Here is a 19,531-nt window from a genome sequence, read left to right as displayed (position 1 = left end):
GCGACGCATAACAGAAATTTGCGTCAGTATAACATGAAGACATTCGTGATGTATGTGATGCAACGGTTGGAGCCAGAGTCACGTAACGTTATACTGCTTCTCTTTCTTCTCAGGTCAACTGTCGACGTCACTATGCCCGTGTTCGCCTTAATTTCTCTTGCCGCTTATTCCATCAGCCTCGCACTGATCGTTCCCGGTTTGCTGCAGAAAAACAGCGGCTGGCGCCGCATGGCGATTTTATCAGCGGTTGTCGCGCTGATGTTTCACGGCTTCGCGCTTAAAGAGCGGATTTTCCCGGACGATGGTGGGCAAAACCTAAGCTTATTAAACGTCGGTTCGCTGGTCAGTTTGATGATCTGTACGGTCATGACCATTGTGGCGTCGAAAAATCGTGGCTGGCTGCTGTTGCCCATCGTTTATACCTTTGCGCTGATCAACCTCGCCTTCGCTATTTTTGTGCCGAACGAGTACATCACGCATCTCGAAACCACGCCTGGTATGATGGTTCATATTGGGCTTTCACTCTTCTCCTATGCCACGCTGATTATCGCGGCGATGTATGCGCTGCAACTGGCGTGGATTGACTACCAACTGAAGAATAAACGACTGGCATTCAGCAGTGAAATGCCGCCGTTAATGAGTATTGAGCGCAAAATGTTTCATATCACGCAGATTGGCGTGGTTCTGCTGACTTTAACGCTCTGTACAGGTCTCTTCTTCCTCAAGAACCTGTTCAGCATGGAGAATATCGACAAAGCTGTCCTGTCGATCATCGCCTGGTTCGTCTATATCGTCTTGCTGTGGGGCCATTACCATAAAGGATGGCGCGGGCGCCGTGTCGTGTGGTTTAACGTCGCAGGCGCGGGCATTTTAACGCTGGCCTATTTTGGTAGCCGCGTTCTGCAGCATTTCCTAAGTTAATAAGGAGTTCCCCCTGGAACACATTTCCACCACGACGCTGATCGTCACCCTGATCATCATGGTGGTGATTTCGGCGTACTTCTCCGGTTCTGAAACCGGTATGATGACCGTTAACCGTTATCGCCTGCGTCATCTGGCAAAGCAGGGCCATCGAAGCGCTAAGCGCGTCGAAAAACTGCTGCGTAAACCTGACCGACTTATCAGCCTGGTATTGATTGGCAATAACCTCGTCAACATCCTCGCCTCTGCGCTGGGGACTATTGTTGGTATGCGTTTATACGGTAACGCTGGCGTGGCAATTGCAACCGGTGTGCTGACCTTTGTCGTGCTGGTATTTGCCGAAGTCCTGCCAAAAACCATCGCCGCTCTTTATCCCGAAAAAGTCGCTTTTCCCAGTAGCGTTCTGTTAGTACCGCTGCAAATCATTATGATGCCGTTGGTCTGGCTGCTTAATGGTGTGACGCGGATTCTGATGAGGATGGTGGGAATCAAAGCTGATGTCGTTATCAGCGGGGCCCTCAGTAAGGAGGAGTTGCGTACCATCGTGAACGAATCCCGCTCCCAGATCTCCCGACGCAACCAGGACATGCTGTTGTCGATACTGGATCTGGAAAAAGTAAGCGTCAATGACATCATGGTGCCGCGTAGCGAAATTGTCGGTATCGATATCAACGACGACTGGAAGTCGATCGTGCGCCAGCTTACCCATTCGCCGCATGGTCGCATCGTGCTCTATCGGGATTCGCTTGACGATACCATCAGCATGCTTCGCGTTCGCGAAGCCTACCGCCTGATGACGGAGAAAAAAGAGTTCACTAAAGAGGTCATGCTGCGCGCCGCTGATGAGATTTATTATGTGCCGGAAGGTACGCCGCTCAGCATTCAACTGGTGAAATTCCAACGCAATAAAAAGAAAGTCGGCCTGGTCGTGGACGAATACGGCGATATTCAGGGGCTGATTACGGTTGAAGATATTCTTGAAGAGATTGTTGGGGACTTTACGACATCGATGTCGCCATCACTGGCCGAAGAAGTAACACCGCAGAATGACGGGTCTGTGATCATTGATGGCAGCGCCAACGTACGTGAGTTGAATAAAGCATTTAACTGGCAGTTACCGGAAGCAGAGGCCCGGACAATTAACGGAATGTTACTTGAAGCCCTGGAAGAGATCCCGGCCGCTGGCACCCGTGTGCGCATTGAACACTATGATATCGATATTCTCGATGTGCAGGACAATATGATTAAGCAGGTGCGGGTTATTCCGGTCAAATCCCTTCGCGACAGCGTGGCGGAATAATACTTATAACCCTCTCCCGGTAAGGAGAGGGTTAACATGAGGGGAAAATTAACCCTTCGCTTTTGCCACCGTCACCATCGCGGCACGAATCGTACGGCCATTGAGGGTAAAGCCTTTTTGCATCACGCCCAGCACGTTGCCCGGCGCCACCTCTTCTGACTCCACCATCGCGATAGCCTGATGCACATTCGGATCCAGCGGAACGTTGGTATCGGCCACGACTTCCACGCCGAATTTTTTCACCACATCCAGCATAGATTTCAGCGTCAGTTCAATACCTTCGACCATGGAGGACATGTCGGCATTGTTCTTGTCCGCAACTTCCAGTGCACGATCCAAGCTATCAATTACCGGCAGCAGTTCGTTGATAAATTTTTCCAGCGCAAATTTATGCGCCTTCTCAACGTCCAGCTCGGTACGACGACGCAGGTTTTCCATTTCTGCTTTCACACGCAGAATACCGTCACGCTCACGGTTCTGCGCTTCAATCAGTTGCGCTTCGAGGTTGGCAATCTTCTCATCGCGCGGATCCACCTGCTCAGCAGAAGCGTCTGGTTCAACCGCCTCAATATCTTCGTGCTGATCCATGATAATTTCTTCCGGGGCTTGCCCGTCAGGCGTTTTCTGTTCTTTACTACTCATGAATTTCTCCGCGTTTTTTCGCATTCATCTCGCTAACTTCGCTTATTATGGGGATCAGTTTCCGGGTTTCAAGGGAACGCGACAGATTGTCATCATTCATTTGGCACAAGGACCACCAGAAAATGGCTCATCATTTCAAGTGTATTGGTATTGTCGGTCATCCACGTCACCCCACCGCGCTGACCACACATGAAATGCTCTATCGCTGGCTGTGTACAAAAGGGTATGACGTCATTGTCGAGCAGCAGATTGCACAAGAGTTACAGCTTAAAAACGTGCGTACCGGTACGCTGGCCGAAATTGGTCAGCAGGCGGATCTCGCGGTTGTCGTCGGCGGTGACGGTAATATGCTTGGCGCCGCACGCACGCTGGCGCGCTACGATATTAAAGTCATTGGCATCAACCGTGGCAATCTGGGCTTTCTGACAGACCTTGACCCCGACAACGCACAGCAGCAGTTGGCTGACGTTCTGGAAGGTTATTATATTGCGGAAAAGCGTTTTTTGCTGGAAGTACAAGTCTGCCAGCAGGACTGCCAGAAGCGCATCAGCACTGCCATCAATGAAGTCGTTCTCCATCCGGGTAAAGTTGCCCATATGATTGAGTTCGAAGTTTATATTGATGAGGTATTTGCCTTCTCCCAACGTTCAGACGGCCTGATCATCTCCACGCCGACAGGTTCCACGGCCTACTCGCTTTCAGCGGGCGGCCCAATCCTGACCCCTTCACTGGATGCCATCACGCTGGTACCCATGTTTCCGCATACGCTCTCAGCACGCCCGCTGGTCATTAACAGCAGCAGCACCATTCGCCTGCGTTTCTCACACCGTCGCAGCGATCTGGAAGTAAGTTGCGACAGCCAAATCGCGCTGCCTATTCAGGAAGGCGAAGATGTATTGATTCGACGCTGCGACTACCATCTCAATCTGATACACCCTAAAGACTACAGTTATTTCAATACATTAAGCTCGAAACTCGGCTGGTCAAAAAAATTGTTCTGAAAACATGCCCCAGGGCTTTACTGTATATAAAACCAGTTTATACTGTATTTAAACACAGTTATGGTTATTCATACAGGAAAGCAACCATGTTGGCACAACTGACTATCAGCAACTTTGCGATTGTTCGTGAACTCGAGATCGACTTCCATAGCGGAATGACGGCTATCACGGGTGAGACCGGCGCAGGTAAATCCATCGCTATTGATGCGCTGGGGCTTTGCCTGGGTGGTCGTGCCGATGCCGACATGGTGCGAGCGGGGGCTGCACGCGCTGACCTGTGCGCGCGTTTCGCCCTGAAAGATACGCCTGCGGCACAGCGCTGGCTGGAAGAAAACCAGCTTGAAGACGGGCGTGAGTGTTTACTTCGTCGCGTTATCAGCAGTGACGGGCGCTCTCGTGGTTTTATCAACGGCACGGCAGTTCCCCTTTCGCAATTGCGCGAGTTGGGGCAGTTGCTGATTCAAATCCACGGCCAACACGCGCACCAGTTGCTCGTAAAATCTGAGCATCAGAAAGCGTTGCTGGATGGCTACGCAGGTGAGTATGCACTTACTCAACAGATGGCAGAACATTACCGTCAGTGGCATACAAGCTGCCGCGAGCTGGCGCAGCATCAGCAGCAAAGTCAGGAGCGTACCGCGCGTGCCGAACTGCTGCATTATCAATTGAAAGAGCTGAACGAATTCAACCCGCAGCCGGGTGAATTTGAACAGATCGATGAAGAGTACAAACGCCTCGCCAACAGCGGTCAGTTACTTAGCACCAGTCAGCATGCGCTGAATTTGCTGGCCGACGGCGAAGATGCCAATCTGCAAAGCCAGCTCTATACCGCACGCCAAATGGTTACCGAACTGGCAGGTATGGATGCCAGCCTGTCCGGCGTTCTCACGATGCTCGAAGAAGCGGCAATTCAGGTCAGCGAGGCAAGCGATGAACTGCGTCATTACTGTGACCGTCTGGACCTCGACCCGAACCGCTTGTATGAGCTTGAGCAGCGTATTTCAAAACAGATTTCGCTGGCACGCAAACACCATGTCAGTTCGGAAGCACTGCCGCAATTTCATCAGGCATTGCTGGAAGAACAGCAACAGCTTGATGACCAGGCTGACTCCCAGGAAACCCTGAAGCTTGCGGTGGCGAAGCACCACCAACTGGCACTGGACGCAGCCCGTCAGCTTCATACGCAGCGGGTACACTACGCGCAAGAACTGGGACAATTAATCACAGACAGCATGCATATGCTCTCGATGCCCCATGGGGTATTTGATATCGACGTCAGCTTTGATGAGCACACGCTCACGGCAGATGGCGCAGACCGTATTGAGTTCCGCGTTACAACAAACCCCGGTCAGCCCTTACAGGCTATTTCTAAAGTCGCTTCCGGCGGTGAGTTATCACGTATCGCATTAGCCCTTCAGGTCATTACCGCCCGGAAAATGGAAACCCCGGCGCTGATTTTCGACGAAGTGGATGTAGGGATCAGTGGTCCAACGGCAGCGGTCGTTGGCAAACTTCTCCGCCAGTTAGGCGAATCTACCCAAGTGATGTGCGTAACTCACCTGCCTCAGGTTGCGGGCTGTGGGCACCATCACTTCTTTGTTAGCAAAGAGACCGATGGCGCAATGACCGAAACACATATGCTGCCTTTAGATAAACGCGCACGTTTACAGGAACTGGCACGGCTGTTAGGCGGTAGTGAAGTCACCCGAAATACACTGGCAAATGCGAAAGAGCTACTCGCTGCGTAAACTTTTTGCCATTAGTAAGGTCTCAGTACACGATAAATTCGCCGTCAGACCAGGTAGCAAAGGTTTTAAACTGGCTAAAGGTCTATTATTATCGGCACATTACAAATGAGCCACGTACTGTTCGGGCCCGAAAAGGAATCAAATCACTATGCGCTGTAAAATGCTGACTGCTGCCGCAGCGGTTCTTCTGATGTTGACCGCAGGCTGTTCCACTCTGGAGCGAGTGGTTTACCGTCCTGATATCAATCAGGGGAACTACCTGACTCCGAATGACGTTTCTAAAATCCGCGTAGGGATGACGCAACAGCAGGTTGCATACGCATTGGGTACGCCGATGATGACCGATCCGTTCGGAAGCAGTACCTGGTTCTACGTATTCCGTCAGCAGCCAGGGCACGAAGGTGTGACCCAGCAGACGCTGACTCTTACCTTTAACAGCAGCGGCGTATTAACCAACATTGATAACAAACCCGCACTGACAAAAGAGTAATCGCAGGATTAGAAATGGCGCCCAATGGCGCCATTTTTCATTTCAGGGGAAGAGAAGATGGCCGTGCCAGAAAGCAAAACTGCCTTACTGGAAGCAATGGAAAAGTCGGCAAGCGCCCTGCGCAAAAAACTCATCCGCATTCCGGCGGACATCGCTTATCAGCAATGCCTGGAAGGGCACGTGGCTGGTAGCCGCATGAGTGTTGCTAATCTTGTCAGCTATCTGATTGGCTGGGGAGAGCAAGTTCTCTTCTGGCACCAACAGGAAGCCGCAGGCGAAGAAATAGACTTCCCGGCAAAAGGCTTTAAATGGAATGAACTGGGGAAGCTTGCGCAAAAATACTACGCTGATTACCAGCATATTACGTCATGGCCAACGCTGCTTGCCATGCTGGAAGAGAATCAACAGCAACTGATATCACTGGTGAATGGCTTTAGTGACGATGAGTTGTACCACCAGCTCTGGTACGGAAAATGGACGCGAGGACGTATGATTCAATTCAACAGCGCCTCACCGTATAAGAATGCCAGCGCCAGGCTGAACAGTCTGTTAAAAACGCTCGCCGAAGCCTGAACAGATCTATTTCTTCGCCGCTCTCTCCGCGCGCTGCCTGCGCAATTCTTTCGGATCAGCAATCAGCGGGCGATAAATTTCGATACGGTCACCATCAGCAACAACGTCTTGCAGTTTTGCCGGGCGACTATAAATGCCCACTTTGTTGCGGCTGAGATCGATATCTGTACGTAACTCAAGCAGGCCAGAGGCAACAATCGCCTGTTCGATGGTTGCCCCTTCTTCCAGGCTTACCCGCTGCAGGTACTGCTTTTCCGGCAACGCATACGCCACTTCCACCGCAATCTTACCCGGCACTGTAGACCTCTTTCGCTCGTACGGTAAAGGCATCTACCATATTAGCGGCCAGCTCTTTGAAAATACGACCAAACGCCAGCTCAATCAGCTTATTGGTAAATTCAAAATCAAGGTTAAACTCGATGCGGCAGGCATCCGCTGATAGCGGCGTAAACTTCCAGCCCCCCATCAACCTCTTGAATGGACCATCGACAAGGTGCATCAAAATGGTTTGGTTTGCCGTTAAGGTATTTCGCGTTGTGAAAGTCTTGCTGATTCCCGCTTTCGAGACATCCACTGCCGCCGTCATCTGCGTAGGGCCGGACTCCAGCACGCGGCTACCCGTGCACCCCGGCAGAAACTGCGGGTAAGATTTCACATCGTTAACCAATTCATACATTTGTTCCGCGCTGTAAGGCACCAGTGCAGAGCGACTAATCTGAGGCATAGCATTTCCTGCGATCACACAATCATCAAATAATAACATTTCCCATACATGAAAGGAAAACGCTACGCCGGAACTCGTGCTAAGATAACGCGTTGAACCTCACAGGATGCAATGAGGTCTTTTTGGATATCAGATTACCAATGGCTTCACGACACTTATGACGAAGAAAAAAGTACACAAACCCGGTTCCGCCACTATCGCGATGAATAAGCGCGCCCGCCATGAATATTTTATCGAAGAAGAGTTTGAGGCGGGTCTGTCTCTGCAGGGCTGGGAAGTCAAATCCCTGCGAGCGGGCAAAGCCAACATCGGCGACAGCTATGTGATTCTGAAAGATGGCGAAGCATACCTGTTCGGTGCCAACTTCACCCCGCTGGCGGTGGCTTCGAGCCACTATGTTTGCGATCCAACCCGTACGCGTAAGTTGCTGCTCAACCAACGTGAATTGGATAGCCTCTATGGTCGCGTAAACCGCGAAGGTTATACCGTTGTCGCGCTTTCGCTGTACTGGAAAAATGCATGGTGCAAAGTCAAAATCGGCGTTGCGAAAGGTAAGAAACAGCACGATAAACGTTCCGATCTTAAAGAGCGTGAATGGCAACTGGATAAAGCCCGCATTATGAAAAACGCAGGCCGCTAATAATGCCAACCGGATGCTTCCGCAGCGGGAGTGTCCGGGCAACACATCTTTCCCGCAGCGCCTTTCTCACTTTGGGTGTTGAGAAATGTTTGAACATCAAGATTTCTTGTATGTCATGCCCTTCTCTTCCCATATCGCTTCTCTGAATTTTACCTCTGAACTTGATCATCTCTATTCGTAACGATACCAGTGGCTATTGCTCACATTGTCGCCAGACAACTCTGGCAAAAAGCGTTACAGCGATATGGACTGGTGTGCTGCGTCATAAATCTGTTATACTTAGCGCAACACTTTTGGGGCTGATTCTGGATTCGACGGGATTTGCGAAACCCAAGGTGCATGCCGAGGGGCGGTTTGCCTCGTAAAAAGCCGCAAAAAATAGTCGCAAACGACGAAAACTACGCTTTAGCAGCTTAATAACCTGCTCTGAGCCCTCTCTCCCTAGCTTCCGCTCTTAAGACGGGGATCAAAGAGAGGTCAAACCCAAAAGAGATCGCGTGGAGACCCTGCCTGGGGTTGAAGCGTTAAAACTAATCAGGCTAGTCTGGTAGTGGCGTGTCTGTCCGCAGGTGCCAGGCGAATGTAAAGACTGACTAAGCATGTAGTACCGAGGATGTAGGAATTTCGGACGCGGGTTCAACTCCCGCCAGCTCCACCAATTAAAACAAGGGGTTACGTGAAAACGCAACCCCTTGTTTCATGGTGGTGGCGACAAAATGGCGACAGCAGATAGCCACCACTTTAAATCCTTATGCCCCGCCTCGGCCACAGACATAAAAAAAACCGCACAAGGCGGTTTTTTTTACATCCACAATTGACGCTGTCCTGTTGGTAAAGGATGTGGCGGCGCAGGAACTATTGTGCCTGGCGTGACAATAAAACGCTCTACCGACTCCATCGTTACAAAAGTGCAACTGCAATTGATATTAGTGCACTGATGGTAGCGCTCTTTCGTATTTTCACTCAGATAACGGCTGGTGCGAGCATGAGCGGCGTGCTGACATTTCGGACAATGAAACATTTCCTTCCCCTATAAATACCAATACAGAGAACAAATAATATCCCACTGAATCAATTTAGAGAACAACTAATCTCATTATCAATACTCGCGTTCCTCATATTCAACATCCGAAATCTTCACTTCCAGCTCCAGCGCCGTGATATAGCCACTGTTATTCAGTGAATGTGTCACCTTCGTAATGATCCATGCCTGCTCATCAATGACGCGCTTGAAGCCCGACACCCGCACAGGCATTTCCGGGCAAAGGTCGGCACGGCCATAAGCCAGACTCACCGAAAATTCCGCCACCCCGCGTTGCAGTTTGTCCCATTTGGCCTGAGCCGCCCGCATCGCCTGGGCTTTGGTGGCAAAGACCGTCGTCAGCGCAAAAACATTATCGGCAGCACCGCTCATATATTCCCCCTGGCGCGCTTCCGGCTCTTTCGGTTTCGCTTTCGGGTGCTGTGGATCACCGGGTTTCGCGGGCTTCGGTTTGCGTTTGAGTTTGACCTTCTGCTTTTGCGGCTTCGGGTCTTTGGTATGCAGCCATTTTGCCGTGACGCCCGTATATGCCCCACGGTCAGCAATCGTAAACTGGTGCCGGTCGCCCTCGCTTCGGGTAATGGTGACCTGGGGGATCGGTTTGCCGCTGGCCGTCACGCCCTTACCGGCCCTGAGAAACAGCAGTCGCCCCATTTTTACCGACACCTCGCCGCCGTTCCGCTCTGCCAGCCGCGTCAGGAATTTAATATCGGACTCCTGCGACTGGTCGATGTGCGGAATTTTTATTCCGGCCAGCTCCGGCGAAACACCGGCCTCCAGTTTGTTGCGCGCGGCGATGGTTTCCACCAGTTTACCGAGCGTGGTGTCATGCCAGGACTCTTCACGCCGTGAATTGAGTGACCCCCGAAAATCCGCGCTGCGTGCCCGGACAGTCACCACATCGGGCGCGCCCCGGTGCTCAATCTCATCAACGGTAAAACTGCCCTTACCCGTGAGCGCCTCACCTTTCCAGCCGATAAACAGCGTCAGCACCGCCCCCCGTAACGGCAGTTCGACCAGACCGTCGGCGTCGTTCAGTTCGATATCAAGCTGGTCAGCCTCAAAGCCCCGGTTATCGGTGAGGGTCATGCTCATCAGCCGGTCGCTGATGTTGCCGGTAATATCCTTACTCTCAATTTTCAGCATATAGGCAGGCGTGCGCGTGCCGCCCGCATTGCCGGTCAGCATCGTCAGCATCAGCCCATCCCCACCATTGCCGTGTATTTCTGTGCCATATCGCCCGCCTGCCCCATAAGGGATTCGGCCTGTTTTCCAATGTCGCCATACAGCGCGGCCAGTGATTCATCAACGCGGGTGAGCTTTAACGTAAAGTCGATTTTTCGCGGCGTACCGTCACTGAAAAACACGCTGCCCGTGTCGCTCACGCTGTTGATGACATACATGCCATAGATAAGGCCGTTACCGTCCAGCAACGGCCAGGCGCGCCCCTCTTCCGCCATCAGGCGCAGCGTGGTGAGGGTCAGCTTTCCGCCGGTCAGTTCCGGGTAAAGCACCCCGGCAAGGCTGATACTTTCGTCACCGGGGCCGAGAAACTGAAAAGCATCCCGCTTACCAATGCGGGCGTTTGAGGGCCAGCGGTATTCCGTATCGCGTTGCAGGGTCTGATAGGGCAACGTCTGGCGCATAAACACAAACATTCCAAGTGCGAGCATCATCGTTTTATTCTCCGTCGTGCATCATGCTGGCGCGCGCACGGGCGCGCTTCTCACGTTCGTGGCGCTCCAGTTCCTCGCGAAGCTGGCCTGAAATATTGCCCCCCGGCGCGCCGCCGCCCTGCAACGTGATGTTGTATTCACTTTTGCTCTGGTCGACGTAAGAGCGCCCCGCCGGGGCGGTGACGGGCTGATACGACTGATACCCCGGATATGCGCTGGTGACGGGCTGATACGACGGGTTACCCGCCGCAGCCCCGGTGACCAGCGCACCGCTCCCGCTCCGTGCCGCTACCGCACCGGCTTTTGCGGCGGTCTGGTCAAGCGTGGCGGCATCCTTGTTTATCACGCCGAGCTTTTCGAGTACCCAGTCAATGCCGCTGCGCAGTTTGTTAAACGCGGTCAGTGGCAGCATCAGCGCCTCCGCCAGTGCCTGACCGAACATCACCCCCACATCACGGCAACTGTTGAGCGTCTCCTGTGTCGCCTGTACCGGGGAAATCAGGTCTTTAAACCACTGCCAGACCTTTTGCAGCCAGCCGCTGAGAACGTCAAACACCGGAGCCAGCGGAGCAAAAATATCTGCCACCGGGCCGAATGCGGCGCGCAGCCCCTCCACCACACCACCAAAAAAGGCGCTGATGGGTTCCCAGTATTTTCGGATGAGCAACGCACCGGCGACGATGGTCGCCACGACCGCCACCACCGGCCAGGCAATCGCACCGACGGCGGTCGCTATCGTGCCACCGGCAATACTCAATCCGGTTGCCAGCAGACCCGCCCCGGCAATCAGGGCGTTAATCCCGGCCATCACCGGCCACAGTACCAGCCCGACGCCACCGAGCACGGCAACCAGCCCCGTTACCGCACCGGCCACCATGACGATGTTGGAGACCAGCGCCGGGTGTGCTTTCACCCACACCGTAATCTGATTAACCCACTGTGCCGCCGTCTGCGTCAGTCCGCGCAGGCTGTCATCCATGCCGCTGAACACGCCCAGCCGCAGCCCGGATAATGCCCCCTGCAATTTATCCACGTCACCGGACAGGTTATCGCGCAGCGTATTACCCATCGCGTCCGCCGCTCCGCTGACATCACCGAGCTGATTTTTTGTCCCGGCCAGCGCCGCCAGAAATTTCGGTATCTGGTCGACGGATAAATCCTCAACCGGCGTACCAAACAGCGCGATGGCCGCGTTTGCCCGCTCCGCCGGGTTCTTAATTTTGAGCAGGCCGGTTGCGGTTTTCTGCATGGCCACACGGGCCTTTGCACCCCCGCTGGCGATATCTGTCGACATTTTTTTGGCATCAAGGCCAATCTGCTTGTACGCCGCGACGCTGTTTTTCGACATATCCGAGCCACGGATGGAAAATTCCTTGATGGCGTCGCCGGTTTTATCCAGCGCAAATTTTCCCTGTTTCGACATATCGACCAGCAGGGACATCGCCTCCGCACCGGTGAACCCCATATTGCGAAAATGCGTCGAATATTCATGGAGAATTTCCGGCAGCTCGCCGCGCATTTCCGTGGAAACCCGCTGCATTCCTGACACAATCAAATCCATCGCCTGGTCACTGCTCGCGGCCAGCCCGTTTTTCATCATGATGGCCGCAATCTGGATACTCTCCGTTGTGTCGGTGCCAAAGGCGGTCTGCATGTCCAGCGCCTTGCGGGTGATGCGCGTCAGCTCTGCCTCACCAATATTGCCCAGCGTGCCCAGCGTACTACGCACCGCTGACACCGCGTCGGTTATCTGCTCAATATCACCGCTGATGCCCGACGTGCTGATGTCCTGAATTGTCCTGGTGTACTGTGCACCGCTGGCACTGCTCTCTCCCTGACGGGCTGCAATCAGCGCCCCGCTTTTTTTCGACTCCACAACCGGGGCCATCAGACGGCTTCCGGCAAACAGGCCCGCTGTACTCAGACCGAGCGCGGCAGCGCTGGTATTGCGCGCCCCGGCGACCACATCCCGGCCCCGCTCGTAACGCGCCCGTACCGCGTTGAGTCGCTCCTGTTGCTGCCCCACCCGCGCCAGGGCGGCACGCTGACGTGTCAGGGTGTCAGTGGTCTGTGCAATATTGCTGCGTAGCTGGCGCTCAGCGGCAGAAAGCTGACGCGTATTGATACCCGCCTGTTGCAGCCCGTCGCGCTGACGCTGCACCGACAGGCGCAGGCTGTCATAGGTGGTCTGCAACGCTGACGCGCTTTGCCGCGCACTCTCCAGCGCCCTGACCTGTGCGGCGGTCGGGTTTGCCGTGTTGCGCATCTGGAGCGCCAGCGCAGCGGCCTGTGCTTTCGCGTCGTTCAGCGCATGACCGGTGACCGCAAGCTGTGCGCTTGTCTTACGGAAGCCCTCAATCTGGCGCGCGCGGGCATTGAGGTCTTTCAGTTCGTTCTGAGCGCCCCGGATTTCACCGGACAGGGTTCGGCTTGCCGTCTGTACAGCGTTGAGGGGGCGCGATGCCTGGTCTACTGCTTTGAGCAATACTTGTAACTTAAGGCTGTCACTCATATTTATGTCCGCTTCGCTGGAGCGCTTTTTCACGCCAGATAACGATTTCAGTCAGGCTAAGGGGATTTAATTCAGATGGCGGCCAGTGAAAGATCACTGCAATGTCCGCCATCAGGTCATCGACCGAGAGATTTTTGGGAAAGGTTACTGTGCCGAACTCGGTGACAAAAAACCGACCACCTTACCGGCCAGCGCCACAAGGTCGGGCAGTTCCAGCGCGGCTAACTCCTGCTCAGTCAGCATCGGTGCCGTCATACGCGGCAGCACTTTAATCAGCGCGTCGACCTCGGCGTTAGCCACCGCCGCCAGACTGACACCGCGCAGCGTACCGGCAGTGGGTTTCATCAGCGTAACCTGATCAATGATTTGTTCACCGCGTACAACCGGTTTATCCAGGGTCACTACATTCTCTTTGTTCATGTGATTTTCTCATCCAGAAGTCAGGAATTAACCGGCCTGACTGTGCGGGCCGGTCATCAGTTACAGGCCGATATTACGGCGGTGCTGCTCCAGCCGGTCGGTGCCGTTCACTTTCTCAATCATGTTGATGGTGTCGATCTCGACCAGCTCCTTACCGTCAACCGTGAGTCTGTAATAGGTACAGACAACAGAGATTTTCGACGTGGTGTCTTCACCCTGTTTCGCGTCACCGGTGTCGATTTCTTTCTGGCGGCCACGCATGAGCACCTCGACCGCCACAATTGCGCCGGTATCGTCGCGCTGGTAGGAGCCTGCGAAACGGATCGGCACCGCATCGACCCCCGTCGCACCGTACAGTGTCCAGATAACCTCATCCGGGAAGCCGCCGAGCGACCATTCCATCGACAGGGCGTCATCGTCGAGACCGAAATCCACCGGCGCGACACCGTTCATCCCCGCCCCGCGCCAGTTTTCGAGCTTGCGGGTCAGCTTTGGCAACGTGACGGAATCGGCCACCCCCTGATAGCTGTAACCGTCCAGAAAAACATTCATGTATTTGAGTTTGCGCGGCATTGCCATGTGTCAGGCTCCTTAGTTGCTGTTGACCGCTGTCACCAGCGTGGCGAGGTATTTGTCAGTGATACGCTGACGTAAGGTCAGGTTTTCCAGCGGGGGAACCGGCGTATAGTCATAATCGATAACCAGTTTTCCGGCCTTTAGGGTGTCTTTGTCGTTAGCCTCTTCGTCAAACCAGCAGGTCGCATCCACGATATAACCACTGGTTTTGAGTTCGCGGAATTTGGCATTGATACCGTCCACGATGTCGCGGATGAGTGTTGCGGTAACGGGCTTGTCGACCGCCCACATGTGCGCCTGCGCCATCGTGTCAGCGATAACCTGTGCCGTGCGGGTGTAGTTTTCAAAGAGGAAAAGCGGGTCATCGGAGCAGGTGCGGTTACCCCAGAAGCGGAAACCATCCTTGCGGATCAGCGTGGTCACGCCCGCCTCGTTGAGTAAATCCGCATCGGTGCCAGGCTCCTGCAAATCCCAGAAGACCGAGGCACTGATGCCGGTCACGCCCTGCACACCAACGTTAGACAGGGTTTTGTGCCAGCCGACAGTCTGGTCAATATACGCGCGAAGACCGAGCGCGCGGGCGGTGGCGTAAGCCGTGGCGGTCGCATTGCTCACGGTGTCCCAGGCGAGAAAATCCGGCCAGATAACCATCAGCTCGCGCTGGCTGAAATTGTCCCGGTATTTGATGGCGTCAGATACCGTCTTACAGCCCCACGCACTGACATAACCAAATGCGCGCAGCTTCTGACAGACGGGGGCAAGCGCCGTCGCCACGTCCAGCGTGTCAAAACCCGGCACACCGAGAATGCGCGGCTTAACGCCGGTAACCGCTTCGGCGGTCAGCAGTGCCTTGAGGCCGGTGTATTTACCGTTCTCATCCGTGGTGCCGATGATGTTGGAAATAGTCTGCGCGAGGGCCGCGTCTTCATCGGTGCCGGTGCCCTCAGCCACACGCACAACGACAATCACCGGTTTTGACTGGTCAGCGATGGCCTGTAAGGACGCCGCCAGCGTGCCTTTTTTACCGGCTTTTGCGATGGCGCTCTGCACGTTAGTAATCAGCACAGGCTCGTTAAGGGGAAAGGTCGCCGCATCGGCATCACTGGCGGTGCAGACCATACCAATAATGGCCGTTGAGACGGTGGAAATGACGCGTGTGCCGTCGTTAATCTCGACGACCTGCACGCCATGGTGAAAGTCACTCATCCGTTTAACTCCTGGGTTTAGGGTGAGTGCTATTGTCCGGGGGGATGTGTTGTGCAGCCACAGATTCGGACTGGCTCAGGAATGACACAACAGAAGAAACAATAAAGCGGGCAGCGCCCGCTTTTCTCAGGGGTGTTCCGGCCAGACTGGCGCCGCAGGGTCAACGCGGTTTACCAGCACACGGTACTTTTTCAGCGCCGTCAGGGTTGCCACCTCCTCATCACTGGCAATACCGAGTTCAACCGCATCCTGGAGGGGCGCAATACGGGTCGCAATGTCAGCCAGTAAACGCGTCTTCTGACTCTCTGCCTGTGTCTGTAATTCCTGCGGGGTATACTCGCGGGGAATAATTTTTTCCCCGTCATAGACCCAGTTCCCCGTATTATCCACGCGGCGGTTTTCTTCGTTATCCTCCACCTCGGAAACGCTCAGGCCGTCCGGCCACAGGGACGACACATCGGTAAAACCCGTGGCAATCACTTTAATAATCCCCCGCCCGTCGTAGCCGATTTTCATCGTATCCGGTGAAAAATGACGCTGGCTTTCATACCAGTCAGCGCCGCTTTCATCCATCAGAAACAATACATTCTGTTTTGCCAGCTCCCGTTGCTCTGGCGTGGCGGGTGTGCACGCCCTGAAATTTTTCAGCGTAATATAAGACCCTGACATTATCCTCTCCCGATGGTCAGCCACTGGCCGTTGCGGTAAACCTGGATATAGCTCCAGTACAGATCCTCAACGGAATAGTCGCCGTCTTTGTTAACAAATCCGGTCAGGACGGTGTTGCCGTTGCGATAGTCACGCACACCGACTGCCCCCACCTGATGCTCGGCGGTAAAACGCACATCCACCACGCGGTTAATCTGGGCGTCGTTCGCCTTGTTCCAGGCATCATCCGCGCGCGCCTGCACGGCATTCACTCGCGCATCAATGGCATCCCCCAGCCAGCCCCCTCCTTCTCCCCAGCGGGTGCCAAAGATATTGCCGTCCGTTGAAATGACCGTTCCCGTATTGCCAACCTTAAGATAACCATCCACCATTGACATATGCGGCAGCGTTACCCGACCGGTTTCCGCATCCACGATCAGCGGTCGGGTATTATCCCAGAGTCCGTCCGGGTCGCCCTTGGCGGTTTTCATCAGGTAAAAAGAAGCGCCATCAAAGCGGAAAAAAAAGGCGCGGTCACTCATTCGCAACCGGTAGTTATCGGGACTGGTCGATACCACCTGACCGGACAGTGTGCCGCCAGTCAGTCGCAGAAAACGCCCGTCGCTGGTCGCTTTCGTGTACGCCTCGCCCGCCGGGGTATAATCGCCTCTGGGCTGGAATGTGCGTGCGAGATAATTCGACAGCCAGTCGTTTCCCCAGGCACTGCCACGAATGTTCCCCGACGGGTTATCAACCGGTATCGCAGCAAACTGGCTTTGGATCCCCCGCCATTTTTCCGCCAGATGCGCGGACAATAAACCGCCCCAGGCGGGACCAGAAATATCCCCCGTGGCATTGTTCACCGGAATGGCACCGAAGCGGGCATTCAGATTATTGGATAACCATTCACTGTTGCCGCCCGTCCCCCAGATGGTGCCGTAGCTGTTACCATCAATGGCGAATTTAGCGGCCCCGGCATAGATGTTACGCCCGGCAAAAATCTCCCCCAGCTCGTTAAAGGTGACGCGACCATATTCAGTTTTATTGGTTGAATCCACGGTGCGAAAAATAAACCCACCCGTACCCAGCCCCCGGTTATTGGTCAGCCCTGCGGCACCAAACCCGACGCCGTTCCAGTCAATCGTCAGTCCCTGCACAGACGGTGAGGCAGGTGTGTTAACGCGCATTGATGCTGCATGAATTTCACCAATGACATCGAGCCAGGCCATCGCATCGCCGGTGCGCTGGACGGCATTTTCCGCCCGGTTTACCGTGTTCTGTAAACCGATGTTTTGTACAAACAGAGGCTTATTGGGAATGTCCGCACCGTTCCGCTCTTTCGCCAGTCGCGCGCTGGCATTGTCCATGGCGATTTTTACCGCTTTTGGCGTGGCGGCCAGACTGTCGGCCTCACTGTCGGTCGCGTTGCTGAGCTGAGTAAAACCCTTTTCCTGTGTGGTCGCATCGGGATGGCGACGGGATTTTTCATGCGCCGAAATCGCATCATCCACATAATCCTGGGTTGCCATCACCATCGTGGAATCAACGGATAACGCCACCGAGGCGACACTGCTGACAATAATGACCATGCGGCAGGTCTGCGCTCGGCCTGACCCCTCGGCCAGTTCCGGTTTATAGCTTTCGGCCATGTTGGAGACGGCAATCAGCGTCCCCTCATCGTCATACAGGCCCAGCTCACGCATCCAGAAGCCGCCCACCTCCGGCGGGATAACCAGCTCGGCCACAACATAATTACTGTGCCGGTTATCCTGGCTGATTTTATTCAGGGCATGACGCCAGACCTCATTAACGAGACGGGTCTGTCCCGCATCCGGCACCGGCAGAATACCGCCACCATCACCAACGGCCATTGCGGTGATATTGACTTTCTTACCACCCGGCAGCGTGGCCGCCGCAAGCTTTACCGCACCGGCTGTGGTGATAACAGTTTTAAATTTTGTGCTCATCAGTCCTCACTTATCCGGGGTAAACCGTAATAATGTCGCCATCACAGGCCACGCCGCCGGTGAACAGCCAGCCGGGGATATCCTGAATAATGTTCAGGCCGATCAGGTGACGGCTGGCCGGTTTTGCATCAGCAATCAGGCGCTCTATCTCGTAATACATTTCTTCGGTGATACCGCTTTCCAGCACGCCGATATCCAGGCGAAATGTCCCCGGCGGATCGCTGGTTTCCCACCACTCCGTGATGTTGATGAGGTAGCCGAGCGGCTCCACCACCCGCCGGACGGCACCGAGGGTGCCCTTATGACAGTGAATAAACCACGCATCACGGATAACGGCGCGCTTTGTCAGCTCCGGCCACTTTTCATCCCACCGGTCAACGGAAAACGCCCAGGCCAGCCACGGCAACAGGTTTGCCGGACAGGTGTCAGGATTCCACAGGGTACGAAGGCTGACGGGCGTTTTTTCGATTTCCGCACAGGCGCGGGCGGCGGCCACCTCCAGTGGCGAGGAACCCACCGGCAGGAGACGGGCATCACTCATCCGAACCCCCGACCGTAATCGCGTAACGCGTACAGAATGACGCCTGCGTGTTATTGAGCACGATGTCAGCCAGCGGCGCGGTCAGCTCCACGCGCTGCACCCCCTCCACATGGAGCGCGGCATAAATGGCTGACCGGCGAATGTCGCGCCCGATACGGTGTTGCGCGCTGATGTACGCCTCCAGCTTTTTCACGGCAGCGGCGCGGACAGGCTCGCTTTCCGGGCCGGGGTAAAGATAAAGCGTGGCGTCAATCTGGTACGCCACAATTTCGGCAGGCTGTACCGTCACCCGGTCAGCGACCGGCCTGACATCCTCGGCATTCAGGGCATTGCGCACCACCGTGAGCAGTTCATCAGACGCGACGCCATTGTTTTCACGTGACAGCACGGAAATGGTCACACAGGACGGCGACGGGCTGGTCACCGATATGTCAGCAACACGCCCGTCGGCGCTGCGACCATGATATTCATACGCCCCCACAGAACCGGCGACGCTCAGCCCTTCAAACGCCTGTTGAATGCGCAGACGAAAATCCGTGTCAGACTCCATGACAGCAACCACCGGCGGAATGGCCGTATCGTCAGCAGGGGTCACAACGAGCCGCGTGACATTAAAATTCCCGCCGAGCACATCCAGATCCGTTTTTTCGGCATAGGCCAGCATCACCGCCCGCGCCGCCTCATTTACGCGCTGACGCCAGATAACCTCACGGTAGGCGTTTTCCTCCAGGAGCTTAACTATCGGCTCTGACTCCAGTAACAGTGTGCGGGCCACGGCCTGTTGTTGCTCCGGGGGGTAAAGCGAAATAAAGGTCGCCTTTCGTGCTGCCAGAATGGTCTCGTAGTCCAGTGTTTCCACCACATCCGGCGCGGGGAGCAGGTTCAGATCGATAATTGTCATGGC

Annotated in this window: 22 protein-coding genes, 1 other RNA gene and 1 pseudogene; 8 read left to right on the top strand and 16 right to left on the bottom strand. The window is 54.8% G+C overall.

Annotation, left to right across the window (positions count from 1 at the left end; all coding sequences use genetic code 11):
* Nucleotides 1-132 precede the first annotated feature (132 nt).
* Together MRY16398_RS06185 and MRY16398_RS06180 are read left to right on the top strand one after the other, a co-directional pair.
* The gene (locus tag MRY16398_RS06185; protein WP_039077562.1) at nt 133-921 is read left to right on the top strand and encodes a cytochrome C assembly family protein; all 789 of its coding nucleotides are present in this window, start codon (nt 133-135) and stop codon (nt 919-921) included.
* 13 nt (nt 922-934) lie between these two features.
* A complete protein-coding gene (locus MRY16398_RS06180; protein ID WP_039077563.1) occupies nt 935-2,221 on the top strand; it encodes an HlyC/CorC family transporter in 1,287 nt (428 codons plus the stop codon).
* 48 nt (nt 2,222-2,269) lie between these two features.
* Here the strand turns inward: MRY16398_RS06180 and grpE are convergent, their stop codons facing one another.
* Nucleotides 2,270-2,863 carry a nucleotide exchange factor GrpE gene (grpE, locus tag MRY16398_RS06175; RefSeq protein WP_039077564.1) on the bottom strand — a complete coding sequence of 198 codons (594 nt, stop codon included), beginning with the start codon at nt 2,861-2,863 and terminating at the stop codon, nt 2,270-2,272.
* A gap of 122 nt (nt 2,864-2,985) precedes the next feature.
* Here grpE and nadK point away from each other — a divergent pair, with 122 nt between their 5' ends.
* From nadK to MRY16398_RS06155, 4 genes are all read left to right on the top strand, one after another.
* A complete protein-coding gene (nadK, locus tag MRY16398_RS06170; protein WP_039077565.1) occupies nt 2,986-3,864 on the top strand; it encodes an NAD(+) kinase in 879 nt (292 codons plus the stop codon).
* Nucleotides 3,865-3,950: 86 nt separating this feature from the next.
* Nucleotides 3,951-5,612 (top strand): DNA repair protein RecN, encoded by a 1,662-nt coding sequence (gene recN / locus MRY16398_RS06165; RefSeq protein WP_125124001.1) that lies wholly within the window; start codon nt 3,951-3,953, stop codon nt 5,610-5,612.
* Between the two features lie 148 nt (nt 5,613-5,760).
* Nucleotides 5,761-6,102, top strand: a complete 342-nt coding sequence (bamE, locus tag MRY16398_RS06160) for an outer membrane protein assembly factor BamE (RefSeq protein WP_039077567.1) — start codon at nt 5,761-5,763, stop codon at nt 6,100-6,102.
* Between the two features lie 57 nt (nt 6,103-6,159).
* Entirely contained in the window at nt 6,160-6,675 is a 516-nt protein-coding gene (locus MRY16398_RS06155) for a ClbS/DfsB family four-helix bundle protein (RefSeq protein ID WP_039077708.1), read from the top strand.
* 6 nt (nt 6,676-6,681) lie between these two features.
* Here MRY16398_RS06155 and MRY16398_RS06150 read toward each other — a convergent pair whose 3' ends face one another.
* The gene (locus MRY16398_RS06150; RefSeq protein ID WP_039077568.1) at nt 6,682-6,972 is read right to left on the bottom strand and encodes an RnfH family protein; all 291 of its coding nucleotides are present in this window, start codon (nt 6,970-6,972) and stop codon (nt 6,682-6,684) included.
* Nucleotides 6,962-7,399 carry a type II toxin-antitoxin system RatA family toxin gene (locus MRY16398_RS06145; protein ID WP_197718602.1) on the bottom strand — a complete coding sequence of 146 codons (438 nt, stop codon included), beginning with the start codon at nt 7,397-7,399 and terminating at the stop codon, nt 6,962-6,964. Before MRY16398_RS06145 ends, MRY16398_RS06150 begins: the two co-directional genes overlap by 11 nt.
* Nucleotides 7,400-7,556: 157 nt before the next feature.
* Here MRY16398_RS06145 and smpB point away from each other — a divergent pair, with 157 nt between their 5' ends.
* Both smpB and ssrA read left to right on the top strand, forming a co-directional pair.
* On the top strand, nt 7,557-8,039 hold the full coding sequence (smpB, locus tag MRY16398_RS06140) for an SsrA-binding protein SmpB (RefSeq protein WP_039077570.1): 483 nt from the start codon (nt 7,557-7,559) through the stop codon (nt 8,037-8,039).
* Nucleotides 8,040-8,334: 295 nt separating this feature from the next.
* Nucleotides 8,335-8,697, top strand: a transfer-messenger RNA (tmRNA) gene (gene ssrA / locus MRY16398_RS06135).
* A gap of 144 nt (nt 8,698-8,841) precedes the next feature.
* Here the strand turns inward: ssrA and MRY16398_RS06130 are convergent.
* The 13 genes and pseudogenes from MRY16398_RS06130 to MRY16398_RS06075 all read right to left on the bottom strand — a co-directional run bounded on the left by MRY16398_RS06130 (nt 8,842) and on the right by MRY16398_RS06075 (nt 19,528).
* Nucleotides 8,842-9,060, bottom strand: a complete 219-nt coding sequence (locus tag MRY16398_RS06130; protein WP_125124000.1) for a DNA-binding transcriptional regulator — start codon at nt 9,058-9,060, stop codon at nt 8,842-8,844.
* Between the two features lie 78 nt (nt 9,061-9,138).
* Complete coding sequence (locus tag MRY16398_RS06125; RefSeq protein ID WP_125123999.1) at nt 9,139-10,278, bottom strand: phage late control D family protein; 1,140 nt, start codon at nt 10,276-10,278, stop codon at nt 9,139-9,141.
* Nucleotides 10,278-10,757, bottom strand: a complete 480-nt coding sequence (locus MRY16398_RS06120; protein ID WP_125123998.1) for a phage tail protein — start codon at nt 10,755-10,757, stop codon at nt 10,278-10,280. Before MRY16398_RS06120 ends, MRY16398_RS06125 begins: the two co-directional genes overlap by 1 nt.
* A gap of 4 nt (nt 10,758-10,761) precedes the next feature.
* Nucleotides 10,762-13,269 (bottom strand): phage tail tape measure protein, encoded by a 2,508-nt coding sequence (locus tag MRY16398_RS06115; protein WP_125123997.1) that lies wholly within the window; start codon nt 13,267-13,269, stop codon nt 10,762-10,764.
* On the bottom strand, nt 13,262-13,381 hold the full coding sequence (locus MRY16398_RS06110) for a GpE family phage tail protein (protein WP_085005806.1): 120 nt from the start codon (nt 13,379-13,381) through the stop codon (nt 13,262-13,264). The genes MRY16398_RS06115 and MRY16398_RS06110 overlap by 8 nt, the downstream gene beginning before the upstream one ends.
* Nucleotides 13,382-13,413: 32 nt before the next feature.
* A complete protein-coding gene (locus MRY16398_RS06105; RefSeq protein WP_125123996.1) occupies nt 13,414-13,689 on the bottom strand; it encodes a phage tail assembly protein in 276 nt (91 codons plus the stop codon).
* A gap of 60 nt (nt 13,690-13,749) precedes the next feature.
* Nucleotides 13,750-14,268, bottom strand: coding sequence for a phage major tail tube protein (locus MRY16398_RS06100; RefSeq protein WP_125123995.1), 519 nt, complete (start codon nt 14,266-14,268; stop codon nt 13,750-13,752).
* A 12-nt stretch (nt 14,269-14,280) separates the two neighbouring features.
* Nucleotides 14,281-15,471: a phage tail sheath protein gene (locus tag MRY16398_RS06095; protein WP_110296601.1), complete on the bottom strand. Its 1,191-nt coding sequence runs from the start codon at nt 15,469-15,471 to the stop codon at nt 14,281-14,283.
* 126 nt (nt 15,472-15,597) lie between these two features.
* Nucleotides 15,598-16,140 (bottom strand): tail fiber assembly protein, encoded by a 543-nt coding sequence (locus MRY16398_RS06090; RefSeq protein WP_125123994.1) that lies wholly within the window; start codon nt 16,138-16,140, stop codon nt 15,598-15,600.
* Nucleotides 16,140-17,306 carry a phage tail fiber protein gene (locus MRY16398_RS31235; RefSeq protein ID WP_336513215.1) on the bottom strand — a complete coding sequence of 389 codons (1,167 nt, stop codon included), beginning with the start codon at nt 17,304-17,306 and terminating at the stop codon, nt 16,140-16,142. The genes MRY16398_RS06090 and MRY16398_RS31235 overlap by 1 nt, the downstream gene beginning before the upstream one ends.
* 93 nt (nt 17,307-17,399) lie before the next feature.
* Nucleotides 17,400-18,086, bottom strand: a pseudogene (locus MRY16398_RS06085) (phage tail protein); the annotation flags it as partial.
* A 10-nt stretch (nt 18,087-18,096) separates the two neighbouring features.
* Nucleotides 18,097-18,627 (bottom strand): phage tail protein I, encoded by a 531-nt coding sequence (locus MRY16398_RS06080; protein ID WP_110296603.1) that lies wholly within the window; start codon nt 18,625-18,627, stop codon nt 18,097-18,099.
* Nucleotides 18,620-19,528 carry a baseplate assembly protein gene (locus tag MRY16398_RS06075; protein ID WP_125123993.1) on the bottom strand — a complete coding sequence of 303 codons (909 nt, stop codon included), beginning with the start codon at nt 19,526-19,528 and terminating at the stop codon, nt 18,620-18,622. The genes MRY16398_RS06080 and MRY16398_RS06075 overlap by 8 nt, the downstream gene beginning before the upstream one ends.
* Nucleotides 19,529-19,531 lie beyond the last annotated feature (3 nt).

Origin of the sequence: Phytobacter sp. MRY16-398, from assembly GCF_003925915.1 — a bacterium.
In the GTDB taxonomy this organism is placed as follows: domain Bacteria; phylum Pseudomonadota; class Gammaproteobacteria; order Enterobacterales; family Enterobacteriaceae; genus Phytobacter; species Phytobacter diazotrophicus.
This window is presented reverse-complemented; position numbering and strand designations above follow the sequence as displayed.